The sequence below is a fragment of the Actinoplanes philippinensis genome (assembly GCF_900113015.1).
Taxonomy (GTDB): Bacteria; Actinomycetota; Actinomycetes; order Mycobacteriales; family Micromonosporaceae; genus Actinoplanes; species Actinoplanes philippinensis.
Genome location: NZ_FONV01000004.1, coordinates 337,676 through 360,713, shown reverse-complemented (window position 1 = coordinate 360,713; position 23,038 = coordinate 337,676). Strand labels below are relative to the sequence as shown.

At 71.9% G+C, this 23,038-nt stretch carries 15 protein-coding genes; 7 read left to right on the top strand and 8 right to left on the bottom strand.

The features are described from left to right. Nucleotides 1-81 precede the first annotated feature (81 nt). The 6 genes from BM290_RS11930 (at nucleotide 82) to BM290_RS11905 (ending at nucleotide 10,120) form a co-directional block, all read left to right on the top strand. Nucleotides 82-1,362, top strand: coding sequence for an ABC transporter substrate-binding protein (locus tag BM290_RS11930; protein WP_093613086.1), 1,281 nt, complete (start codon nucleotides 82-84; stop codon nucleotides 1,360-1,362). A 64-nt stretch (nucleotides 1,363-1,426) separates the two neighbouring features. Next, on the top strand, nucleotides 1,427-2,317 hold the full coding sequence (locus BM290_RS11925) for a carbohydrate ABC transporter permease (RefSeq protein WP_093613084.1): 891 nt from the start codon (nucleotides 1,427-1,429) through the stop codon (nucleotides 2,315-2,317). 1 nt (nucleotide 2,318) lies between these two features. Continuing rightward, complete coding sequence (locus tag BM290_RS11920) at nucleotides 2,319-3,161, top strand: carbohydrate ABC transporter permease (protein ID WP_093613082.1); 843 nt, start codon at nucleotides 2,319-2,321, stop codon at nucleotides 3,159-3,161. 10 nt (nucleotides 3,162-3,171) lie between these two features. Beyond that, nucleotides 3,172-4,869 carry a phosphatase PAP2 family protein gene (locus BM290_RS11915; protein WP_093613080.1) on the top strand — a complete coding sequence of 566 codons (1,698 nt, stop codon included), beginning with the start codon at nucleotides 3,172-3,174 and terminating at the stop codon, nucleotides 4,867-4,869. Then, nucleotides 4,866-5,978 (top strand): Gfo/Idh/MocA family protein, encoded by a 1,113-nt coding sequence (locus tag BM290_RS11910; RefSeq protein WP_093613078.1) that lies wholly within the window; start codon nucleotides 4,866-4,868, stop codon nucleotides 5,976-5,978. Before BM290_RS11915 ends, BM290_RS11910 begins: the two co-directional genes overlap by 4 nt. Further along, nucleotides 5,978-10,120 carry a glycoside hydrolase family 38 N-terminal domain-containing protein gene (locus BM290_RS11905; protein WP_239143491.1) on the top strand — a complete coding sequence of 1,381 codons (4,143 nt, stop codon included), beginning with the start codon at nucleotides 5,978-5,980 and terminating at the stop codon, nucleotides 10,118-10,120. The genes BM290_RS11910 and BM290_RS11905 overlap by 1 nt, the downstream gene beginning before the upstream one ends. Before the next feature lie 44 nt (nucleotides 10,121-10,164). Here BM290_RS11905 and BM290_RS11900 read toward each other — a convergent pair whose 3' ends face one another. The 4 genes from BM290_RS11900 to BM290_RS11885 are packed head-to-tail and all read right to left on the bottom strand — an operon-like array spanning nucleotide 10,165 to nucleotide 15,035. Further along, nucleotides 10,165-12,096 (bottom strand): alpha/beta hydrolase, encoded by a 1,932-nt coding sequence (locus BM290_RS11900; RefSeq protein ID WP_093613074.1) that lies wholly within the window; start codon nucleotides 12,094-12,096, stop codon nucleotides 10,165-10,167. A gap of 58 nt (nucleotides 12,097-12,154) precedes the next feature. Next, on the bottom strand, nucleotides 12,155-12,835 hold the full coding sequence (locus tag BM290_RS11895; RefSeq protein ID WP_093613072.1) for a response regulator: 681 nt from the start codon (nucleotides 12,833-12,835) through the stop codon (nucleotides 12,155-12,157). Further along, nucleotides 12,832-13,938 (bottom strand): sensor histidine kinase, encoded by a 1,107-nt coding sequence (locus tag BM290_RS11890; RefSeq protein WP_218163287.1) that lies wholly within the window; start codon nucleotides 13,936-13,938, stop codon nucleotides 12,832-12,834. The genes BM290_RS11895 and BM290_RS11890 overlap by 4 nt, the downstream gene beginning before the upstream one ends. 14 nt (nucleotides 13,939-13,952) lie before the next feature. Continuing rightward, nucleotides 13,953-15,035 (bottom strand): alpha/beta hydrolase family protein, encoded by a 1,083-nt coding sequence (locus BM290_RS11885; RefSeq protein WP_093613068.1) that lies wholly within the window; start codon nucleotides 15,033-15,035, stop codon nucleotides 13,953-13,955. A gap of 123 nt (nucleotides 15,036-15,158) precedes the next feature. On the opposite strand from BM290_RS11885, the gene BM290_RS11880 reads away from it, so the two are divergent. Then, nucleotides 15,159-15,887: a hypothetical protein gene (locus tag BM290_RS11880; protein WP_143133709.1), complete on the top strand. Its 729-nt coding sequence runs from the start codon at nucleotides 15,159-15,161 to the stop codon at nucleotides 15,885-15,887. Nucleotides 15,888-16,014: 127 nt separating this feature from the next. On the opposite strand, the gene BM290_RS11875 is transcribed toward BM290_RS11880, so the two are convergent. The 4 genes from BM290_RS11875 to BM290_RS11860 all read right to left on the bottom strand — a co-directional run bounded on the left by BM290_RS11875 (nucleotide 16,015) and on the right by BM290_RS11860 (nucleotide 22,997). Next, a complete protein-coding gene (locus tag BM290_RS11875; protein ID WP_093613064.1) occupies nucleotides 16,015-17,511 on the bottom strand; it encodes a tannase/feruloyl esterase family alpha/beta hydrolase in 1,497 nt (498 codons plus the stop codon). 231 nt (nucleotides 17,512-17,742) lie between these two features. Next, on the bottom strand, nucleotides 17,743-19,755 hold the full coding sequence (locus BM290_RS11870; RefSeq protein ID WP_143133708.1) for a sulfite exporter TauE/SafE family protein: 2,013 nt from the start codon (nucleotides 19,753-19,755) through the stop codon (nucleotides 17,743-17,745). Then, nucleotides 19,752-21,065 carry a tetratricopeptide repeat protein gene (locus BM290_RS11865; protein ID WP_093613060.1) on the bottom strand — a complete coding sequence of 438 codons (1,314 nt, stop codon included), beginning with the start codon at nucleotides 21,063-21,065 and terminating at the stop codon, nucleotides 19,752-19,754. Before BM290_RS11865 ends, BM290_RS11870 begins: the two co-directional genes overlap by 4 nt. A gap of 198 nt (nucleotides 21,066-21,263) precedes the next feature. Then, nucleotides 21,264-22,997, bottom strand: a complete 1,734-nt coding sequence (locus tag BM290_RS11860) for a DUF4331 domain-containing protein (RefSeq protein ID WP_093613058.1) — start codon at nucleotides 22,995-22,997, stop codon at nucleotides 21,264-21,266. Nucleotides 22,998-23,038 lie beyond the last annotated feature (41 nt).

Genomic DNA, 23,038 nt, shown 5'->3' with positions numbered 1-23,038 from the left:
CGTTGACGCGGTAAGCGCTTTCCTCTAACGTCCGTCGCCACGAGAAGAACCACGAGAAGACATTTCATCGAGGAGATAGTCATGGGCATTTCGGCATCCGCTCGGAAGGGGTGGCTGGCCGCGGCCGTCGTCGGCGCGCTCGTCCTCGGCGCCTGCTCGTCCGGCTCCGGCAGCGGTGACGGCGACCCGAAGAGCATCACCTTCTGGTTCTCCACCTCCGCCCAGGACAAGGGCTACACCGACCTGGCCAAGGAGTTCGAGGCCAAGGAGGGCATCAAGGTCGAGATCGTCAACGTCCCCTACGACGGCTACCAGGACAAGCTGAGCCAGGCTGCCCAGGCCAACGCCCTGCCGGACACCGCCAGCGTCCCGTCGCTCGACCCGCTCTGGATCAACCAGGTGCAGGACCTCGCCAGCATCGCGAACAACGAGGCCAACAAGATCAACAAGAGCCTGATCACCGCCGACGGTGACAAGGTCCTGTCGATCCCCTCGGACATCACCGCGGCGGGCCTCTACATCAACAAGAGCTTGTTCGACAAGGCCGGGGTCTCCTACCCGGCCGACCCGGCGCAGACCTGGACGTGGACCGACTTCCTCGCCGCGGCCACCAAGGTCCGCGAGGCCACCAACGCCAAGTACGACCTGGTCTACGACAACTCCGCGGCCCGCATCCGCGGCTGGATCTACACCCACGGCGGGAAGGGTTTCCAGCTCGGCGCGGACGGCAGGTTCGCCGCCCCGGACGCCGCCACCGTGCAGGCGATCAGCGAGTTCGGCAAGATCAACGACGACAAGGTGATGCCCAAGTCGGTGTGGACCTCCGGCCAGGACCCCAACGCGCTGTTCAAGAGCGGTCAGGTCGTCGCCTACTACTCCGGCGTCTGGCAGGTCGCCGACTTCGCCGACAGCATCACCGACTTCGAGTGGGCCAGCGTGCCGAGCCCGGCCCAGCCGACGCACGCCACCGACATCAACCTCGGCGGCAAGATGGTCGCGTTCAAGAACGGCGACAAGGCCGACGCCGCCAAGAAGTGGCTCGACTTCATCTTCCAGCCGGCCAACTACACCAAGCTGGCGCAGACCAACGGCTACCTGCCGATCGAGACCGGCCTGACGCTGACCTACCCCTTCGAGAAGAAGGCCGCCCAGGACGCGTTCGCCCTCTACATCAAGGAGATCGAGCTGGCGGATCCGATCTCCAGCTCGGGCCAGGCCAACCAGACCAAGCTGCTGCTGGCCAAGCAGAAGGTCGAGGACGCGCTGATCAAGACCGAGATGGCGAAGTTCGTCAACGGCGAGCAGGACGCGCAGAAGACCGTGGACGCCATCGTCACCGGCCTGAACGACCAGATCAAGTAGGGGATCGCGACGGGCGGGCCCGCCGGTGACGGCGGGCCCGCCTCGCCGGGGAACGAGGAGTGACATGGTCTTCAGCGCCAGCCGGCGCCGGCACAACAGCTACACCCTTGCTCCACTCATCCTGATCTCGGTCAACCTCCTGCTCTTCCTGACGTTCTTCATCTGGCCCGCCATCATCGGCCTCGCCTACTCCTTCACCAGCTACACCGGTGTCGGCGACGCGCCCTGGGTGGGTCTGGAGAACTACCAGGAGCTGATCGGTGACGCCGACTTCTACGCGGCGCTGCTGCGGACCCTGATCTACACGGGCTGTGTCGTCCCGCTGATGGTCGTGATGTCGCTCGGCATCGCCTATCTGCTGGTCAGCCCGTACGCCAAGGGCAAGCCCATCGCCCGGGTGATCTTCTTCCTGCCCTGGCTGATCTCGCCGATCATCGCCGGCGTCATCTGGCGCTGGCTGTTCGGGGAGAACTTCGGCCTGGTCAACTTCGTGATCACCGAGCTCGGCGGGGAGCCGGTCTCCTGGCAGTCCAACGGCGACCTGTCCCTGATGATCGTCGTCATCGTGGCCACCTGGGCCGGGACCGCGTTCAACATGCTGCTGTTCGTCGCCGCGCTCAAGAACGTGCCGGTCTCCTACTACGAGGCCGCCGACCTGGACGGCGCCGGCGCCTGGCAGAAGTTCCGGAGCATCACCCTGCCGGCCATCGCGCCCACCACCTTCATCGTCGTGCTGCTCAGCACCCTGCACGCGATGAAGGAGTACACGTACTTCGTCGCGGTCAACGACGGGGGACCGGGCACCGAGAACAACCTGATCGTCCAGTACATCTACGAGACCGGCTTCAAACGGGCCCAGATCGGCTATGCGAGCGCGGCGTCGTTCGTACTCCTGCTGATCCTGGTGATCGTGGCCGTCCTCCAACTGATCGCCAGCCGCCGGAAGGGATCCTGAGATGGCCGCCTCCCGAAGCCGGACCGGCGACCTGCCGAAGAAGATCAGTTCCAGCGCGATCATGTGGCTGCTGGCCGCCCTGTACGGCTTCCCGCTGCTCTGGTTCGTGGTCAGCTCGTTCAAACCCGGTGGGGAGCTGTTCTCCTACCCGCTGACGTTCTGGCCGAAGAACCCGACGCTCGAGGGCTACACCGACGCGTGGACCAGCTTCGACTTCCCCGGATACCTGGTCAACACGATGATCGTGGCCCTCGCGGCCACAGTGCTCACCATCATGGTCAGCGCCGCCTGCGGGTACGCCCTGGCCAAGTACAGCAACTGGTGGCTGAAGGTCTTCGCCGGCTGCATCCTGGCCACCACCATGCTGCCGACCGAGACGATCCTCGCCCCGCTCTTCCTGGTGGTCCGCAACCTCGGCCTCTACAACAGCCTGGCCGGTGTCGTGGTGCCCGCGGTGATCACCGCGACCGGCACCTTCATGTTCCGCCAGTTCTTCGTCACCGTCCCGAACGACCTGCTCGAAGCGGCCCGCATCGACGGCTCCAGCGAACTGTCCACCTTCGTGCGGATCATGCTGCCGCTGTCCCGGCCGATCATCCTGACCCTGGCGATCTTCTCGTTCCAGTGGCGCTGGAACGAATATCTCTGGCCGCTGATCATCCTCAACGAGCCCAGCCAGTTCACCCTGCAGATCGGCATCGCCGGCATCGTCGGCGCCAACAACGTGAACTGGTCGGTCCTGATCAGCGCCTCGGTCCTGTCGATGGTCCCGCTGGTCGCCCTCTACCTGGTCTTCCAGAAGTACGTGATGAACGCAGACATCAACGCCGGCCTCAAAGACTGAGGAACCACAGATGACCACTCTGACCCGCCGCACCCTGCTCGCGGCGACCACCGCCGGCCTGGCCGCGCCGCTGCTGAGCCGCGCCGCGATCGCCGACGCGGTGAAGCCGTTCGTCGACGACTACCGGTCGAACCTCACCACCAACCCGACCGCCGACACCAACGCCGCCGTGCGGATCCTGTCCGGCGTCGAGTCGTACTGGCAGACCGGCACCGCCTGGAACAACGGCGCCGTCCGCAACGCCGCGGTGCTCCGCGCCAACGTCCGGTTCTGCGAGACCCGTACCGCATCGCGGACCGACGCCGAGGCCGCCCGCTCGTTCCTCGTCGACCGCCGCCACCAGAGCTACGCGGTCATCGACGGCCTCGGCCCGTGGGCCGCCGCGTACCGCACCACGGCCCTCGCGGTCACCGGCATCACCGAGGCCCCGGCCGGCACCCCCGCCACCACGATCAGCGACTTCGTGCCCGCCGGCGCCCCCGCCGGGGCGACACTCGGCGCCGGCTCACCCACCTCGCCGCTGGGCCAGGTCGTCACCCTGGTCAACACCGTGCGCGGCAACTGGTCCTCCAGCAACCCGTCGAAGTTCGCCGTCCAGTACCCGCGCCCCTGGCGGATGACCACCGACAGCACGGTCGTCGACACCGGCGCCCTCGACGAGTTCGGCTACCCCGTCTACCGGTCGAAGGTCCAGGTCGCGCCCCAGTTGCTGCGCCAGCGCAGCCTCGTCCCGGCCGACGACGGCGGCTTCCCGAGCGGCCACACCAACGCCCTGCACCTGGCCGCGCTGGCCTTCGCGCACGCCTTCCCGGAGCGCTACCAGGAGCTGCTGACCTGCGCCTTCGACCTGGCCGACACCCGCATCACGGCCGGCATGCACTCACCGCTCGACGTGGTCAGCGGCCGGATCCTGGCCACCGCTCTGGCCGCCGCGATCCTCGGCGACCCGGCCAACGCCGAGCTCAAGGTGGCTGCCCGGGCCCAGGCCGCCGCGTTCCTGGCGAGCAACCCCGGCGTGGGTACGGACACCTTCGCCGACCGCCTCGCCAATCGCCGCCTCATCCTGCCGAAACTGACCTACATCCTGCCGCGCACCGGCCCCGACCGGCCCCTGACCGTGCCGAAGGGCGCCGAGGTGCTCCTGGAGACCCGCCAGCCGTACCTGACCGCCGGCCAGCGCCGGGCCGTGCTGCGCAGCACCGCCCTGCCCGCCGGATACGCCCTGCTCGACGGCCCGGAGCAGTGGGGACGCCTCGACCTGTTCAGGGCCGCCGACGGCTACGCCGCCTTCGAGGCCGACGTCGACGTCACCCTCGACGGGGTGTCCGACGCGTGGCGCAACGACATCACCGGCCGCGGCGGCCTGACCCTGCGCGGCACCGGCGTCCTGACCCTGACCGGTGCCAACAGCTTCCGGGGTGGTGTGCGCGTCCTCGGCGGCACCCTGGTGGCGGCCACCCGTCACGCCCTCGGCGGCGGCGACGCCGAGATCCGCGGCGGCACCCTGCGCACCGTCCCGGGCGTGTGCCTCGACGGGACCCTCACCATCGGCCCCGGCAGCACCCTCGACGTGATCGGCCACCCGCGCGGCCCGGTCCTCACCGCCAAGCGGGTGACCGGCCGTTTCGCCACCGTCACCGTCGACGGCCGCCCGGCCGCAGCCGTTCACACCCGCACCGGCGTCTCGGTCCGGATCCTGAAGTCATGACCCTGCCACGCGTCGTCCTGGTCGGCGCGCACGGACACGGCCGCGGCCACCTCGACCAGCTCTCGGCCCTGCACACGCGGGGCCGGATCGAGCTGGCCGGGGTGGCCGACCCGCGGCCGCCCTGCCCCGAGCAGCGGACCGCGGCCGCCGGCGCGCCCTGGCGGCGGGACGCGGCGAGCCTCCTCGAGGCCGTCGCCCCCGACCTGGCCGTCATCGTCACGCCCGTGCACACCCACGTCGAGCTCGCCGAGGCGGCCATGCGCGCGGGCGCCCACCTGCTGCTGGAGAAACCGCCCGCCCCGAGCCTCGCCGGCCTCGACCGTCTGCTGGCCGTGCAGGCCGAGACCGGCCGGACCGTGCAGGTCGGCTTCCAGGCCTTCGGATCCGGCGCGGTCACCGAGCTGCGCCGCCGCATCGACGCCGGCGACCTCGGCGACATCGAGTCGATCAGCGCCACCGGGCTGTGGTGGCGCGGCGAGGCCTACTGGAGCCGCGCCGGATGGGCCGGGCGACGGTTCCTCGACGGGCACGACGTCAACGACGGCGCGCTCACCAACCCGTTCGCCCACGCCGTCGCGCTCGCCGTCACCCTCGACGGCTCCGGCGGCGAGGAGTCGGTCCGCGCCGTCGACCTGGACACCTACCGCACCCGCCCGGCTGAGGCGCACGACACCGCCAGCGCCCGCATCCACACCGCCCGCGGCACCCGGGTCACCGTCGCCGCCACTCTCTGCGCCGAGGCCGAGGAGGATCCGGTCGTCGTCGTGCACGGCAGCCGCGACACCGCCCGCCTTCACTACACCGAGGACCGGCTCGTCACCGCCGCCGGCGAGACCCGCCACCCGCGCACCGACCTGCTCGGCAACCTGCTCGCGCACCTCGCCGACCCGGCCGTCCGCCTGCTCGTGCCGCTCGCCGCGACCCGCGCGTTCACCGAGGTCGCCGAAGCCGTCCGGCAGAGCCCGCCGCCCACCCCGGTCGCCGAGGACCGGCTCGGCGACCTGACCACGCTCACCCACGAGGCCGCCGCGACCGGGCGCCTCTACCGCGAGCTCGGCGCCACCTGGGCGACCGCGCCCGCCTGGACCTGGACACCGGAGGCATCCTGATGCGGATCACCGCGATCGAGGGCACCGATCTCTTTCACGGCCCGGCCGCGGCGCCCCGGCAGGTCGTCCGGGTCACCGTCGCCGCCACCGGGACGACGAACCCGTTCCGGGTACGGGTGGAGGGCGCTCGCGTGCGTACCCCCGAGGCCGCCGTCACCACCGGACTGGCCGCCGGCGAGCAACGCACCGTCGAGGTCGGCGTCCTCGTCTCCGCCCCGGCTGCCGAGGGCACGCCGCTGCGCGTCACCGCGATCGCCGACACCGACGCGGGCCCGGTGACCGCCGACGGCGAGTTCCGGGTGGCGGCCACCGGCTGGACGATGTGGATGGTGTCGCACTTCCACTACGACCCGGTCTGGTGGAACACGCAGCGCGGCTTCACCGAGGTGTGGCAGCAGCTGCCCGACGTGCCGAAGGCCGACAAGCTCCGGCCCGCGTTCGTCCGGACCGCGTTCGATCTGGTCCGCGCGCACCTCGACGCGGCGCGGCTCGACGACGACTATCGTTTCGTCCTCGCCGAGATCGACTATCTCAAGCCCTACTGGGACGTGTTCCCCGAGGATCGCGACGACCTGCGCCGTATGCTCCGCGAGGGCCGGGTCGAACTGGTCGGCGGCATGTACAACGAGCCGAACACCAACCTCACCCACCCCGAGTCGACGATCCGCAACACCGGTTTCGGCCTCGCATACCAGCGTGATGTCCTCGACGGCGACCCGCGGACCGCGTGGATGGTCGACGTGTTCGGCCACGACCCCGCCTTCCCCGGGCTGATGGCCGACGCCGGGCTGACCTCCGGCTCGTGGGCACGCGGGCCGTTCCACCACATCGGGCCGCGCCGGCACACCGGCGACATCGCCCGCATGCAGTTCCCCAGCGAGTTCGAGTGGATCTCGCCGAGCGGGCGGGGGCTGGTCACCGCCTACATGGCCAACCACTACGTCGCCGGGTGGGACGTCGAGCGCAAGGAGACCCTCGAAGAGGCCCTCGCCGAGGCGTACGCTCAGTACCGGACCCTGCGGCAGGTCGCCGCCACCCGCAACGTGATGCTGCCCGTCGGGCACGACCACAACATCCCGTCCCGCTGGTGCACCGAGATCCACCGGGAATGGGCGAAACGCTACGTGTGGCCGCGTTTCACGATGGGCCTGCCCCGCGACTTCTTCGCCGCCGTCCGTGCCGAGTCGCCGACGCTGTCACCGCAGACCCGCGACATGAACCCGGTCTACACCGGCAAGGACGTCTCCTACATCGACACCAAGCAGGCGCAGCGGGCCATCGAGACGATCGTCCTCGACGCCGAACGCCTCGGCACCCTCGCCGCCCTGCTCGGCACCGGCTACCCGCGGGCGCAACTCGACAAGGCGTGGCGGCTCCTGGCGTACGGCGCCCACCACGACGCCGTCACCGGAACCGAATCCGATCAGGTCTACCTCGACCTGCTCGCCGGCTGGCGGGAAGCCTTCGAGCTGGGCGCGGCAGCGCGGCGCTCGGCCGTCGACGGGCTGGCCGCACGGGTCGACACGCGCGGGCCGGGACAGGCTGTGCTGGTCGCCAACCCGCTGTCCTGGGCCCGCGGCGGGGCCGCCCGGTTCGAGGTTTCCTTCCCGGCGCCCGGCCCGCTCGCGGTGACCGTCGTCGACGACACCGGCGCGGAGGTGCCGGCGGTCGCCTCCGCGGAGACCCGCCACCCGGACGGCACCCTCGCCGCGCTGACCCTGTCGGCCGTCGCCCACGACGTGCCCGCCCTCGGCTACCAGGTCTGGCACGTCCGCCCCACCGCCGCTGCGGCGCCGTCCGCCGCTTCCGGCTCCGCCGCGGCGCCGGCCCCGGTCACCGTCTGGCGCGCGGCGGCGGGTGAGTCCGTCATCCGCAACGACCGCTTCGAGGTACGCGCGGACGCGGCCCGTGGCGGCGCCCTCACCAGCATCGTCGACCGTGACACCGGCCGGGAGCTGCTGCGATCGGGCGGCCTCGGCGGTGAGCTGGTCGTGCAGGAGGAGTATCCCGATCACCCGCACTGGGGCGAGGGCCCCTGGCACCTGCTCCCGAAGGGCCCCGGCCGTGGTCTCGACGGCCGGCCCGCCACCGTCCGCGCCGAACACAGCCCCGCCGGCCGTCGCCTGATCACCGAGACGACCATCGACGACCTCCGGATCACCCGCGAGGTCACCCTGTGGACCGGCGGCGACCGCATCGACTTCCACACCCACGTCGACGGCTCGATCGGCCAGGACCGCCTGCTCCGCGTCCGTTTCGACCTCGACCTGCCCGGCGCCCTCCCGGTGTCCGAGGTGGGTTTCGCCGCCATCGGCCGCTCGTTCGGCTTCCCGGACCTCGACGCCGCCGCAAGCCTGTGGACCCTCGACAACCCGGCTCACACCTGGGCCGCCCTCTCCACCACCGCCCGCATCCGCTTCACCGCCGGGTCCTCCGCCGCCGCGCCCGCGGCTCCGGGAGTCGCTTTCGGTGTGGCCGAGGTGGTCAGCGACCGGGACTCGCGGGAGCTGATGGTCGCGCTGGTCCGGCAGGGGGTCACGGCGACCGCCGCCCGCCCGGACGGTCCCCGCTACGGCGCTCTGGACGCCGACTCGAACCTGCCCGACATCCGGATCGTCGTCGGCGACAACACCTTCAGCGCCGCGGTGCTGGCCGCGGCGGATCCGTCGTTCGCGGAGGTGCTCGCCACCACCGGCCGGGTCTACGTGCCGCCGGCCCGCCCGCTCGACGAGACCTGGGTGCCCGACGCCGATCTGCGCGGCCCGCGCGACCTGCCGGTCCTGATCGTCACCGCCGAGGCCCTGCCGGGCCTGATCGCCGACCTGGACGACGCCGAGATCACCGTCGACCAGTCACTGAACAGCGAGTTCACCGACTACTCGGTGGCGCTGGTCAACCACGGCACCCCCGGATTCGTGGCGGCCCGGGACGGCTCGCTCCACCTGTCGCTGATGCGCGCCTGCACGGGCTGGCCCAGTGGCGTCTGGATCGACGGACCTCGCCGTACCGTCCCCGACGGCTCCGGTTTCGCCCTGCAGCACTGGACGCACACCTTCCGCTACAGCCTGACCGCCGGTCCGGGCGACTGGCGGCGGGCCGGGTTCGTGCGGGCCGGTCAGGAGTCCAACCACCCGCTGATCGCCGCCCCGGTCCCGGCCACGCCCGGTGATCTGCCGCCGCGCCTGTCGCTCGGATCGGTCGAACCCGCCAACGCCGTGCTCTCCGCCCTCAAACCGGACCGTGACCAGATCACCGCCCGGATCTACGAGACCAGCGGAACCCCGGCCCGGGCCCGGATCCGCCTGCACGGCGGCCTGCACGATCCGGCCCTGGCCGACGTCCTCGGCGAACCGCAGGCCCCCGCGACCTCCGACGGCGACGACGTGACAGTGGACCTGGCGCCCGCCGACATCGTGACCATCGCCGCCCTCCCCGCCACGCCGCCGGCCGTCGCCGTCCCGGCCACCGAACCGGTCCAGCCGGTGTTCACCCGATACTGGCTGCACAACAAGGGCCCGGCCCCGCTGCACAACCTGCCGGTGACCGTCCACGTGTCCACCACACCCGGGAGCGCCCGGATCACCGTCTCCACCAGCACCGTCGCCGCCTCCGGAACCGTCGACCTCGACCTGCCGCCCGGCGTCACGGTCAGCCCCGGCGGCCCCTACACCTACGACCTGCCCGCCGGCGGCCACCAGCACTTCGACCTGGCGGTGACCGGTGAGGGCCGGATCGCCGCCCGCATCCGCGACCCGTACGGCCAGCTGCTGGAGGACGTCACCGACATCGCCACGACCGGCCCCGACGCGGACCTGTCACCGGCATCGGTGAGCCTGGCCCCAGGGTCCACCGCGGTCCTGTCGCTCCACCTGCACAACCCGGCCGACGCCCCGCTGCGCGGGGAGGCCCAGTTGCTCTCCCCGTACGGAACCTGGGGCGACACCCCCGACGACCTCGACGTCCAGCCGTGGATCCAGGGCTGGGACCTGCCCGCCGGCGCCGCCACGACGTTGTCGTTCACCGTCCGCGCCGCCGCTGACGCCCGCCCGGGCGCCCACTGGTGGGCCCTGGCCCGGGTGACCGCCCTCGGCCACGTCACCTACACCGCCGCGGTCGCCCTGACCACGACCACAGCCGCGTAGCTGCCCCGGCAGCCGGCCCCGCGCGCTGTCGCGATGGACGCCGATCACGCCGGGACGGGGTGGGAGCCGGGCGCCGGCGAGCGGGTGGTGAGCAGGGCCAGGTTGGCGGCGACGGCGGCGCCCAGGAGCGTGGTGGCCAGGGCTGCCGGGCCGGGCAGGGCGCCGTACCCGAGGGCGGCGCCCACCACCGCGGCGGCGACCGTCCCGGCCAGCGGCAGCGGCCGGAGCCGGCGCGCGCCGGCAGCGTAGGTGCTGAGTCCGACCGCCACCCCGGCCGACGGCACCGCCACCGCCGCCGAGCCGATGAAGGCGGCCGGTCCCACCGTCCACACCAGCAGGATCGCGCAGCACCAGCCACCCACCCCGAACAGCGCGGGTGTCAGGATCCGCAGCCACAGCCCGGTCCGCGGCCGGAACCCGCCCCGCCGTCCGGCCCGCAGCAGCATCGCCGCGAGCAGCACCACCGTGAGCACCGCCAGGCCGCCGACGATCCCGAACAGGTACCGCCCGAGCGCTGACATCGTGACCTGCGGGCTGAAGTCGACGGCCCGCGGCCTGAACTGCCCGTCGTCGACCCGCCCGGTGTCGTAGAACGTGGTCAGCAGCTGTTTCCCGGCGTCCGGCTGGTGCTCCCAGAAGTCGCCGGTGTGGCCGAGCTCCGGCAGCACCACCTGCCGGCCGCGGGACAGGGCCGGCAGCAGCTCGCGGGTGGCGAGCTCGGCGGGAGTCGAGAAGTCCACGCTGCCACCGATCAGCAGGGTCTCCACGTCACTGGGCTGCACCGTCCGATAGGGAGCGTTGTCCGGGCTGTCCGGCCACGACGTGAAGAACCCGCCGGGCCCGCCCCACAGCAGGTCGGTGGCCTGGCCGCGCAGGATCGACCCGTGATCGCCGCCGCCGGCGTAGTACTTCTCGGCGGCCGGTGCGTCGATCATGCCGAACGACGCGAACTCACCCCACACGAACGACGTCGGCAGCACCAGGTCGCCGATCACCGACAGCGCCCACAGCGCGGCCGGGTCGCCGCTGAGATACGCGTCGATCAGGGTGGGCGCGTTCAGCGGCGCCGCGCCGGGCCCGTTGAGGAACATGCCGTACATCCCGGCGATGCGCACGTTGCCGTCCTTGATCCGCAGCGGACCCCAGCGGTCCGGGACGTCCGCGGTCGCCTTGCGGAGGGCGTCGGTCAGTTCGGGGGTACGCCCGGAGCACTCCGCATCGGCCCGGCACAGTTGCGCGTACCGTCCGAGCTGCCGATCGGTGATCTCGGGATCCCAGACGAAGTGCCCGGGCGGGTTGACCGAGATCATCGCCGACCGCTCCAGCGACGCCGGGTGCCGCCACGCGTAGATCATCGCGGTGCGGGTGCCGGCGCTGGAGCTGAGCAGGTTGATCCGCCGGTACCCGAGTGCCTCCCGGGCCGCTTCCAGATCGTCGACCCGCTGCGCGATCGAGTAGCCGGTGAGGTCCACCCCGTCGCCGGTCAGCCGCCGGGCGCACGCCCCGAACGCCGCCGTGGCGGCCCGCAGCCCCGCGGCCCCGCCGAGGTCCGCCGACGTGGACAGCGAGTGTTCGACCTCCGGGCAGTCGAGGCGGCGCGACCCGTCCACCCCGCGATAGCCGACGAGCACCACGTCGTGGCCGTCGAGCAGCCGCCCGGCCTGTGGAAACTCCAGGTTGGTGGCGCCCGGCCCGCCGTTGAGCCGGAAGATCGGCGCCCCGGTGACCGGCCCAGCCGCCCGGATCCGGATGACCGGCAGCGCGATCGTCGCCGACGCCGGGTTGCGCCGGTTCTCCGGCACCACGATGGTCCCGCAGTCGGCGGCCACCGTGCCGGACTCCACCGCATAGTCGCAGTCCCGCAGGCGGAAGGCCCCGGTGGGCACCTCGAACGTCTCCGCCGGCCGGAGGCTCAGCAGGCCGAGCCCGGCCAGCACGAAGCCGAGCAGCCCGATGGTGATGATGCGTGTTCTCATGCCGCCGACGCTAGGAATCAGCGCGCGCCGGATCGTCCCTCCCCGGGGGACATCCGCCCTACCCCCACGGGGGTAGACGGCTGCCGGCCAGCCCGCCGCGGTAGGCGATCACCACGGCCTGCGCCCGGTCCCGTGCCCCGATCTTCGCGAGGATCCGTTTCACGTGGGTCTTCACCGTCGACTCGGCCAGCGTCAGCAGCCCGGCGATCTCGGCGTTCGTGTACCCCTCGGCGACCAGCCGCAACACCTCCCGTTCGCGGCCGGTGAGCCGGTCCAGGAGCCGGCTCTCCGCCGAACCGGCCGTGGCGGCCCCGGCGGAGACGAACCGGTCGAGCAGGTCGCGGGTGACCGCCGGGTCGATCAGCGAGTCCCCGGCGGCGATCGTGAGCACCGCGTCGATGAGTCGCTCCGGCGACGCCCGTTTGAGCAGGAATCCGCTGGCCCCGGCCTGGACGGCGCCCCACACGTATTCGTCGTGGCGGAACGTGGTCGGCACCAGCACCCGCGCCGCCGACCCGCTCGCCACGATCCGCCGGGTCGCCTCGATGCCGTCGATGCCCGGCATCCGCACGTCCATCACGACGACGTCCGGCCGCAGGTCACGGCAGAGCGCGACCGCCTCGATGCCGTCGGCGGCCTGCCCGACGAGCGTGATCTCGGCGGCGGTGCCGAGCACCACCGCCACCCCGGCCCGGAGCAGGGCGTCGTCGTCGGCGAGCAGCACCCGTACCGTCGTCATGACCGCAACCGGCAATGCAGGCCGAAACCGCCGGGGCCGGGGCCGTGGGTGACCGTGCCGTCGAACATCGCGGCCCGCTCGCCGATGCCGAGCAGGCCCCGCCCGGCCCGGTAGCCCCCGGCCGCCCCGCGTCCGTCGTCGCGGACGATGATGTCCAGCCAGCCGTCCTCGTGACGCACCGTCACCCAGGCGTGCCGGGCGCCGGCGTGCCGCAGCGCGTTGGTCAATCCCTCCTGGACGATGCGGTAGGCCGTCAGGCTCAGGCTGTCCGGCAGGCCGCGCACCTCGGCGCCGATGTCCAGGGTGGTCAGCAGGCCCGCCTCGGACACCCGCCGTACCAGGTCGGGCAACCGGTCGAGGCGGTCGCCGTCGGCCGGGGCGGTGTCGCCGAGGACCCCGAGGACCCGGTCCAGCTCGGTGAGGGCGTCCCGCCCGGAACCCTCCAAGGCGGTCAGCAGCTCGCGGGCCCGGGCCGGATCGCGGTCCAGGAGACGGCGGCTCGCGCCCGCCTGCACGAGCATCAGGTTCACCGTGTGCCCGATGAGATCGTGCAGCTCACGGGCGATCCGGGCGCGTTCGACGGCGACCGCCCGCTCCCGGTCCAGCCGCCGGATGGTCCGCTGCTCCTCCTGCCGGCGGGCCATCGCATAGCCGACCGCCCACATCGACAACCACACCACCAGCACCCCGAGCGGCTGGGTCAGCCGCTGCACATCGTCACGTGCCGTGAAATACACCCCGATACAGACGACGGTGCCGGCGAGAGCCAGCCAGGCCTGCCGGCGGCTCCCATGGCGGGCCACCGAGAAGACCACGAGCAGATTGGCGTACGGCGACAGCCAGCTCGCCGGTGTGGCCAGGGCCTCCAGGCACAGCGCCGCGGCACTGACCAGGAACGCCGGAAACGGCAGCCGGCGACGCAGCGCGACGGCCACCGCCAGGAGCACTCCGGCGAGCACCGCGGCCACCGCGTCCCCGGACGGGACCGGATCCAGCATGAAACGCTCGGCCAGCAGCGCCACCAGGAAACAGCCGCCGGCCGTCACGTCGACGGCGAGCACGGACCGTCCCGGGTCGGCCGGCGCCGTGCTCACCGTACGCATGCTCATGGATCCTCTCAGGGTTTGACGGTGACCTCGGGGTAGCGGGGCGACGGACGGTCGAGGAGACCGCCGCCACGATGCCGCAGATGCCTGTCGAAGAACGCGCGCAGGTAGGCCCGCTGGATCGCCACCGACCGGTCGGCGCCGATCGTGCCGACCACCGGCTCGACCTGGTCCGGCGGTAGCCCGAGCTGCGGGAACAGCGACTGGAAGTCGGTGAACGACAGGTGGGCCGTCCCGTCGATCTCCAGCTGGTGGCGCGGCCCCCGCAGGCGCTCCCACACAGTGGTCCAGGTGTCGTCCTGCTCGCCGTCGGTGTCCGAGCCGAAGAGCAGGAACGGCCGTGTCAGGTCGGTGGTCAGGATCGGGCCGACGAAACTGCCGTCGAGGTTGACGCCGGCCCGGACACGCCGGTCGGCGAGCATGACGTTCGCCGCGGTGGTCCCACCCATCGACGCGCCGAACATGCCGATCCGCGACAGGTCCATGGTCCGGGCCAGCGGCATCCGGCGCAGCTGGTCCAGCACGAACCGGGTGTCCCGGACACGGACGTCGACCACCTTCGCCAGCAGCTTCTCCTCCTCCTCGGGAGAGGCGGGCGGCTCGATCGCCCCGGTCGCGATCCGGCCGTCCGGGAACTCCACGAAGTTCGCATCGTGGGTGTGGTCGATCGTCACGACGACGTAGCCGTGGCTGACCAGCTCCTCCACCAGCACCGTGCCGGAGGTGCGCTCCAGCCCGAAACCGGGGGAGTAGAGCACCACCGGATGCCGGCCGGCCGCCGGCGGCGCGCCGACATGGCCGTGAGTGACCGGAAGCGCGTAGCCACTGTCCGGCGGGTTGATCCGGGCGGCGACACCGGGCGACACCCAATCGGCGCGCCGATGGCCGCGGACGGTGCGAGCCGGATACCAGATCGACACCATCAGCTCACGGTTCTTCTCCGTGGCGACCCACGGGTCCGGCCGGGACCTGTCGATCAGGTGGGCGGTGACCGTCCCGATGAGGTCCGGGCCGGTCGGCGGCGGCAGCGAGAGCGGGGTGACCGTCGACACCGGTGTGGCGGCGAGGGCCAGGGAGAGCAGCGCTTTCATCATGTTCCGAGTCTTCGATCCGGTGAGCGTCCACAGTAGTCGCCGCTCTCACCGATCCGATGTGTGTTCCTCACGTCCCGGAGGTGACGAACATACGGCTTGCGGCGGCGGCGCAGAATCGTGGACGTGAGAGCGTCGATGCCGCCCCTGGCGGCCCGCCTGCGCCTGATCGGCTGGTGCCTGGCGCCCGGCCTGGCGGCCACGGTCGGGAGTTTCCGCGACTGGCCGCCCTTCTGGGTCTGCTTCGGCATCGTCGGCGCCGCGTTCGTGGTGGCGGTGGCCCGCCAGAAGCCGGGCGTACGCACCGGGAAACCGGCCGAGAAGGGACCGCTGCGGGACGCGCTCGGGCTCGTCCTGGTGATGGCGACGATCGTGTTCGCGTTCGCCGCGCTCAACTCCGCCCGCGAAGGCGTCCTCGGTCTGGTGGGGCGGCCCGCGACGGCGTACATCGGCGCCCGGGACGTGGTGAGCACACCCACCCGCAGCAACCGCGACCGCGTCGAGTACTGCTATCACCTGGTCCGGGCCGACGGGTCCGCGATGGCCGGCCGAATCTGCCGCACCGACCGGGCCTACACCCGTGGCGAAGCCGTCGAGGTGCTGACCGAGCCGACCGGCGTGATCGCCCCCGAGACCCCGGCCGCGGTCGACGCCGCCGCCCTGACTCGCAACGTCGGCGTCGTCGCGTTCGCCGCCATCTGCGCGGCCGCCCTGCTCGGCGGCGGGCCGGCCGCCCCGGAACCGCCCCTCGTCCCGCCCGGCCGCTACCCCCGCTGGCGTCCCGGGCCACCCCGGCTCGAACGCCGGCCCCACCCGCGTACCCGCCGCCGGACCCGCCGCACCCGGCGGCGCTGAGCCCGGGACCCGGACGATCAGGCGACCGGTGGACCGGCTCCGGCCGGCCCACCGTCTCGCTCGCCGGCACCGGACACGTTCGCGGTGACGGTCACCGGAAGCGTGACCGCCACCGCGTGACCCGGCGTCAGCGCATCGGATACCGGGCCACGTTCCGGGTGACCCCGCCGGCGGAGACCGTCGCCAGGGCCGCCGGGGCGTGACCCCTCTCCACCCAGTCGACCAGGGCGCCCAGCGGATCGACCGGCTGCCCGCCCGGGCCGCCGCCACAGTGCGCCACACCTGGCAGCAGGAACAGACGGTAGAAGCCGTCGACCCGCTCGCCGCCACCGAACAGCCGCTCCACCCGCCGGCGGTAGTCGACGGTGCCCTCGGTCGGCACCAGCTCGTCGTACTGGCCGTGCCAGCTCAGCAGCTTCCCGCCGGAGTCACGGAACGCCCGCAGATCCGGGTCGTCCGAGCCGATCACCCGGTGGAACTGGCGGCGCGAGGCGGCGTACAACCTGGTGAAGTCCTTGACCGTCAGCCGTGTGGTGTCGAACGCGGCATCCCGGGTGACGAAATACTTCGCCCACAGGTCGGCGACGAAGAACGGCTGACCGGGTACGGCCAGGAAGGTCGTGACGTCGGCGCCGCGATTCGGCCCGTACCACGACGGCGGCCCCTGCCAGATCCGGCGGACCGCCTCGGCCTCCGCCCGCGTGATCGTCCGCGTCACGCCGTCACACCGCACCGTCGTGCCGGCCAGTGCGCGCGGATCCCACGAGCAGGTCCGCGGGTCGTCGATGATGCCGTCACGTACCCCGTCGGAGGTGTCACAGGCGGCGGTCGCCGCCGCGTTGAACGCCTTCAGCTCGCAGGCCGTCGGCGCCACCCGCTCCTCGTGGAACACCACCTGCGGCCACAACGTCGCCACCGCGAACCGGTCCCAGTTGATCGCCGGCGCGGCCGCCAGAATGCCGTCGAAGTCGTCCGGCCAGGACTGCGCCTCCTGGTAGCCCTGACGGCCGCCGGTCGAACAGCCGTTGAAGTACGCCCGGTTCGCCGCCCGCCCGTAGAAGGCGCGGGTGACGTCCTTCGCCACCACCGCCATCTCGTGCACCGACCGGGAGGCGAAGTTCGTCAGCAGCCCGTCGTTCAGCGAACCGCCGGGCTGAATCGCCCACGTGGTGTCGAGCGGGTTGTCACCGACCCCGGCGTCGGTGGCGGTCGCCGCGTATCCGCTCTTCACCGCGGTCACCAGCTCCGCCCCGTCCAGGTTGCCGGCCAGGTAGGCGCTGCCGCCGACCGCCTGCAGCCGGCCGTTCCATCGGGCCGGGTCACTCGGCAGCGACACCTTGACGGTCACGTGGTCGGCAGCGCCCGGATGGGCGAGGACGACGGTGATGTCACACCAGGCCGGGACGTCGGCGATCGGCGGTGGCGTCGGCAGCGGCGTCTGGTCCGGAACCGTCACGGTGCCGCCCGCGTCGGCGGTGGCCCGAACCGACTCCACCACCGCCCCGGCCGGCGCGGTCACGGTCGGTGGCCGGCAGGAGGTCGCCGCGTTCGCGGCCGCCGGCGCCACCGCGGCCGCTGTCAGCGACAGCGAGGCGGCGGTGATCAGAAGCAGTCGTCTTCTCATACCGCGAACCCTCACAGCCGGCCCACGGGCCGGGACCCAGGGAAACCCCCTGGTCTGTCGGCGCCCGTGGTCATCCCGTGTGGAGGATGCCCGCCCCGGTCGTCCGGGCGACCATGACCGCATCACGGTCCCGCTTCTGGGCCTCGGTGGCTTCCGGGGTCGCGGCCCTGGCCGCCGCCATCGGCGTGGTATTCGTCCTGATGAGGTGCGGGCAGGAGATCGGTTCCGTGGTCAGGCGAGGGCGCGAAGGCCGATGCCGAGACCCACGATGACGACCAGCGCGGCGGTGACAGTAGGTGCGCCCGTGGCGATCCGGCCGCTGATCCGGGAAATGGCACCGCCCCACCGGCTAGCCCAGCCGCGGGTGTTGATCAGGTGACCGAGCCGGTTCTGGGCGACCACGAGGAGGAGCCCGACCGCGGTGAGAGTCGCGGCCATCCCCAGACCGTAGGCAATCACCAGAGCCACGCCGAGCCCGGCGCGGCCGAGACCGATCGCTCCGAGCAATACCACCAGCGCGGAAGGGCTGGGCACCAGCCCACCGGCAAGCCCGATTCCGGCAAGCCCGAGACGTCGTCGCAACCGCCCGCTCCGCCCATCCTGAACATGAGAATGCCCATGGCTGTGTCCACGAAGGAAGCCATGCCGGTGACCGTGCAGGTGCTCATCCAATTCACCTGACATCGCCGGCGCGTGCTCATGCTCCAGACGCTCGCCTTGACCTCCTCCGTGTTGACCGGCGCCGTGTTGATCGGCGCCGTGTTGAGCAGATCCATGTTGAGCAGATTCATGTTGAGCAGATTCATGTTGACTGTGTTCATATTGAGTCAAGCCATATTGATTGCGCTCGGGTTGACCGTCGTCATGTAGAGCATGCTGATGCGAGCCGTGATCGAGTGTGTCGTGACTGTGTGAATCGTGTTTGTGCTGGCTGTGACTGGCCGAGATGTGATCGTGTGGATCATGATGGTGCGGGGCGTGATCGTGCGCGTCGTGGTCGTGCAAGTCGTGACTGTGAGTGGATTCGGACCTCCTGGCCTTGTCGGTGTGGGTGTGCGTGTGTGACTCCAGGGTTCCGGAGCGGCGGATCGAAACCAGCATGCTCACGCCGACCAGCACGACCAGCGCGCCGCTCGCCACGCCGAGCATCGCGAGCACCCGTTCGCCGGCGAGGGCGGTTGACGTGCTCAACAGCAGGCCGACCAGCAGGACGGCGCCGGTGTGGGCGAGGGTGACGGTTCCGCCGACGGCGAGGGCGTCACGGATTCGGCCACGCCGGCCTGCGAAGTAGGCGGCCATCACCGTCTTGCCGTGACCGGGGAGCACCGCGTGGCCAGCGCCGAGCAGTACTGCCAGCAGGAATGCCAACCCCACCACAACAGGCGTGAGCCGGCCGCCGAGCACCGTCTCCACCCGCTGCTGCGCCGCGGCCAGGAAGCCCGGTCCGTCCGGCCCGGCAGTCGCGCCGGCTCTCTGTGCGGCAGCAGCGTTCGGATCAACGATTCCGGTGTCTAGTTCGGCGGCACTGATCGGGTCGGCGCCCGCCGAATTCGAGCCGTCTGCGGCGTTCGATGTGGAACCGGGGTTCGCGTCCGGGGCGGAGCCGGGCGGGGGAGCGCCGCCGACCCGGATGGTTGCGGTTCGCACGTCGAGAGCTGACATCAGCAGATCCTGTGGGTAGGCCGACAACCGGCCCGTGACGCTCTCCGCCGGCACGGTGGACGACGACAGCCGCACCCCGGTTCCGGTGGCGGTGATCTCGCGCCAGCCGACCCGGTCGGCACGATAACCGTTGTCGATTCGCGCCTCGGTCACCCCGTCAGGGCGAGAGGCGGCGATCCCGGCCGCGGCGCTCAGCCCGCATTCGAGCCGGCTGGTGTCCAGGCCGCCCGCACCCGGCACCACCTCGTAGACCGGTGATGACTCCGCCCACGTCACCCGCTGACCGTCCACCGTGGCCGTGAACCCCTCGGCGAACCGTGCGCACTCCGCCGCCGCATACCCGGCCCGCTCGGAGGCCGACAGGGTTCCGTCACCGTCGGTGTCGGCTCGCGTCCGGTCCTGCAAAGTCGGGAGTTCCGCGACGTCGACGACCGCGTCCACCTCGATGCGGTCCGGGCGCAGTGTCAAGCCGGCGTACTGGTTGACCGAGAACCGTCCCAGCGGGTGCGCCTGTGCCGGGGCCGCCGGCCAGACCACGACTGCGGCCACGGCCACGGCCGCGGCTGCCGCGTACCTTTTCATCGGTTGCCTCCGGAAGTGCGCAGCCCCGCGAGCGCACGCCTGGCCAGCGGCCCGTCGACGGGGGAGAAGTAGGGGTTGGTGTCGAGGGCGCGGGACAATGCGGTGCGCGCGGCGTCCCTCTGGTCAAGACCGAGAAGGATCATTCCGAGGTGGTACGCGTAGACGGCCGGCCGTGCTCCACCGGCGACCGCTCGCCGCGCGTAGGGCAGCGCTTCCGCGTCGCGTCCGGCGGTGTGCAGTGACCAGGCCAGCATGTCGGCGACGTCCGGGTGCCGGCGCCGTTCCCATTCGGCGCGGGCCGCGGTGACGGCGTCGTCCGGCCGGTTCTGGGCGAGGGCGAGTTCGGCCGCCGCGAGCCGGTCCGTGCCACCGTTGGCGGCGAACAGCCGCTCGGCCGCGGCTGCCAGCGTGACCTGCTGATCAGCTTCGGTCGGCCGCCCCGCCAGGCGCAGCACTGTGGCGTACTCCAGCAGGGTCGACGTGACGGGCATCCGGGCGACGAGATCGCCGTACCCCCGGATGGCGCCGGTGAGATCTCCGCGCGCCGCGTGGACCCGGGCCATCCCGTGCTGGGCGCCGAAGGCGGCCGGATCCGCGGCCAGCGCGGCGGTGTAGGAGGCTTCGGCGGCGTCGAGATCCCCGCGGCCGAAGGCGAGATCGCCCAGCTGGGAACGGCAGAACGCCACGTCGTGCCGGTCCACCGCACCGGACAGCGCCTGGTGCATCAGCGTCTCCGCCTCGGTGACCTGGCCGCGAAGTTCGAGGTCGTAGGAGGCGCGAGCGTAGGCGGCGAGCCCGGGCCGCAGGTCGAGCATCCGCTGCACGGCGTCGGTGGCCGCGGGTGCGTCGCCGAGTTGGGTGAGTGCGTCGGCGAGGACCCCGTAGGCGTCAGCGTCGTGATCGTTAACGGACAGTGCCTGGTGGGCCAGATCGCGGGCGGCGGCGAAGTCGTGGCGGGCGTTGGCGAGCGCGCCGAGGACCACGAGCCCGTCGCCGTTGTCGTCCGGCCGCAGCCGCAGCGACCGGTGGGCGGCCTCCTCGGCTTTCGGGTAGAGGCCGGGATCGGCGGTGATCCGGGCCTGTTCCAGGTAGGCGGCGCCGAGCGCGGCCCAGCCCGGCCAGTCGCCCGGCACGGCCCGCAGTTGCTGCTGGACCCGGGCGATCCGCTGCGCGAGCACGTCGACGGGTTGCTGAGCGGTGACCTGAGCGGCCGGAACGGGCGCGTCCGGCCGCGTCACGACGGCGGCGGCACCGAGCAGGCCGACCGCAAGGGCGGCAGAGAGTCCGATACGGATCAGGGTGCGTCGCATGAGTTTTCCTCCACCGACGAGCGGACGAGCGGACGAGCGGACGAGCGGACGAGCGGACGAGCGGACGAGCGGACGAGCGGACGAGCGGACGAGCGGACGAGCGGACGAGCGGACGGATGGACGGATGGACGGCGGAAACACGGAAATGCGTGAGAGCGACCGGGCGGGCGCGGCAGGGGGCGCCCGCCCGGTGTGTGGCTACAGCGGCAGCGTCCGGTCCGGGTCGGTGGAACGTCGCCGGTACCAGCGGACCAGCAGGAAGGCTGCGACCAGGATGATGAGCAGGCCGACCCCGGATGCTCCGGTCACCACCGCGACGGGAGCGAGGTCCGGCGCGGGCTGCGCGGCGTCCGGGCCGGCACCTGCACCGGCGTCCGAACCGGAAGCGCCGGAGGCCCCGGACGACCCGGAAGCGCCGGAGGCCCCGGACGACGCGGAGACGCCGGCGGACCCGGAAGCCGCGGAGGACCCGGACGACCCGGAGGCCGGGGGAGCGGCGGCGGCCGGCTGCCGGGAGGCGCTGTTGACCGCCACGCCGTTGGGCAGCGCCACATACGGGAACTGCCCGCTGAACCCCTGCTCGTTGCCATCGACCGCATCCCCCGCGGCGAGGGCGTCGACGAGCTTGCCGGTCTGGGCCGCCCCCACGAGGGCCTGCAACTCGATGTCGACGACGTCGTCGGTGAGGCGCCGGCCGTTCGGGAAGCCCTGCAGGTCGCCGGCGAGGACGCCGAGCCGGTTGGGGGCGCCGGTGACCGGCACCGACAGGTTGAGGCGCAGCTGTTCCGACGGCGTGAACCGGGAGGCGTTGACGTCGGCGTTGTTGAGCTGGGAGTTGAGATCCGCCTTGATCGGGCCGCCGGCTTTGGTGGTGATGCCGGTCAGGAAGATCTCGGCGAGGTCGTTGCGCGGGGTCTTCGGCGCCGGGATCTTGTAGATCGACTCGATCAGTTTCGGCACCTCGGGCTCCAGCACCCGCTTGACCAGTGCCGGGATCTTGGCGTCCCGTTCGGGCGGCGTGGCGTTGAAGGTGTCCTTCAGTGACGCCGGCACCACCACCTCGTTGACCAGCGGGTTCCCGAGGCGGGACACCTGGACCTTGCCGCCTGACTGGGCGCCGCCGGTGATCCGTACCCGATTGCGCTCGGTCGTGGTCCACACCCCGATGACCGGGTTGCGTCCGGCGTCGGCCTTGAGCGCGACGTCTTTGAACGGCACCTGCAGCGCGATCGTGTTGACGTTGTAGCCGGCCAGCGTGTCCTGCCCGGTCTCGGAGAGGTCGCCGCCGTACAGCAGGTCGAAGACGCGCAGATCGAGGAAGAACGGGTCGTCGGCCTGTCCGGCGAAGATCTTCCAACCCCCGGGGAGGGTACGGGTGGCCTGGTCCCGCAGCGTGCCGTAGTCGGGCATGGACGCGGCCCCGACCCGCGACGGCGCCACCGGCACGTCCTCGACACGGGTCTGGAACGGCGCCCCGTCGAACGACGACTGCAGGCTGTAGGTCTGCCGGAACAGCAGGTTCTCGTCGTCGAGCGAGGTGACCGGACCGTTGTTGTAGAGGAACGTGCTGTCGCCGCGCTTGTCGATGTTCCGGAACTTCCATTTGAACTCGGCGTCCGGTCTGGCGTCGCCGTCGTTGTCGACCTTGATGTGGTACGTGGCGTCGGTGGCGAACGGGTAGAAGTTCGGCCCGCCGTTCGGCTCCTCGAACGGCTGCCAGTTGGCGACGAACGTGACGTATCCGGGCCGCTCGGGGCTGACGAACGCGTACAGGTCGGTGTTGTCGATCGCCGGGTCGGCGGCGACCAGTGGCGCCTCACGGTGGCTGGACGCCGTTGCGGTTCCGGGGCCGAGACCGTGCAGCGAGCCACCGAGCAGCGCGATGGCGCCGAGCGCGGCCAGCGTGCGCCGCAGGCGGGGTTTGACCGTCATGGTGGGTCCTTCCGTGCTGGCGAGAGGCGTTCTCTCAGCAC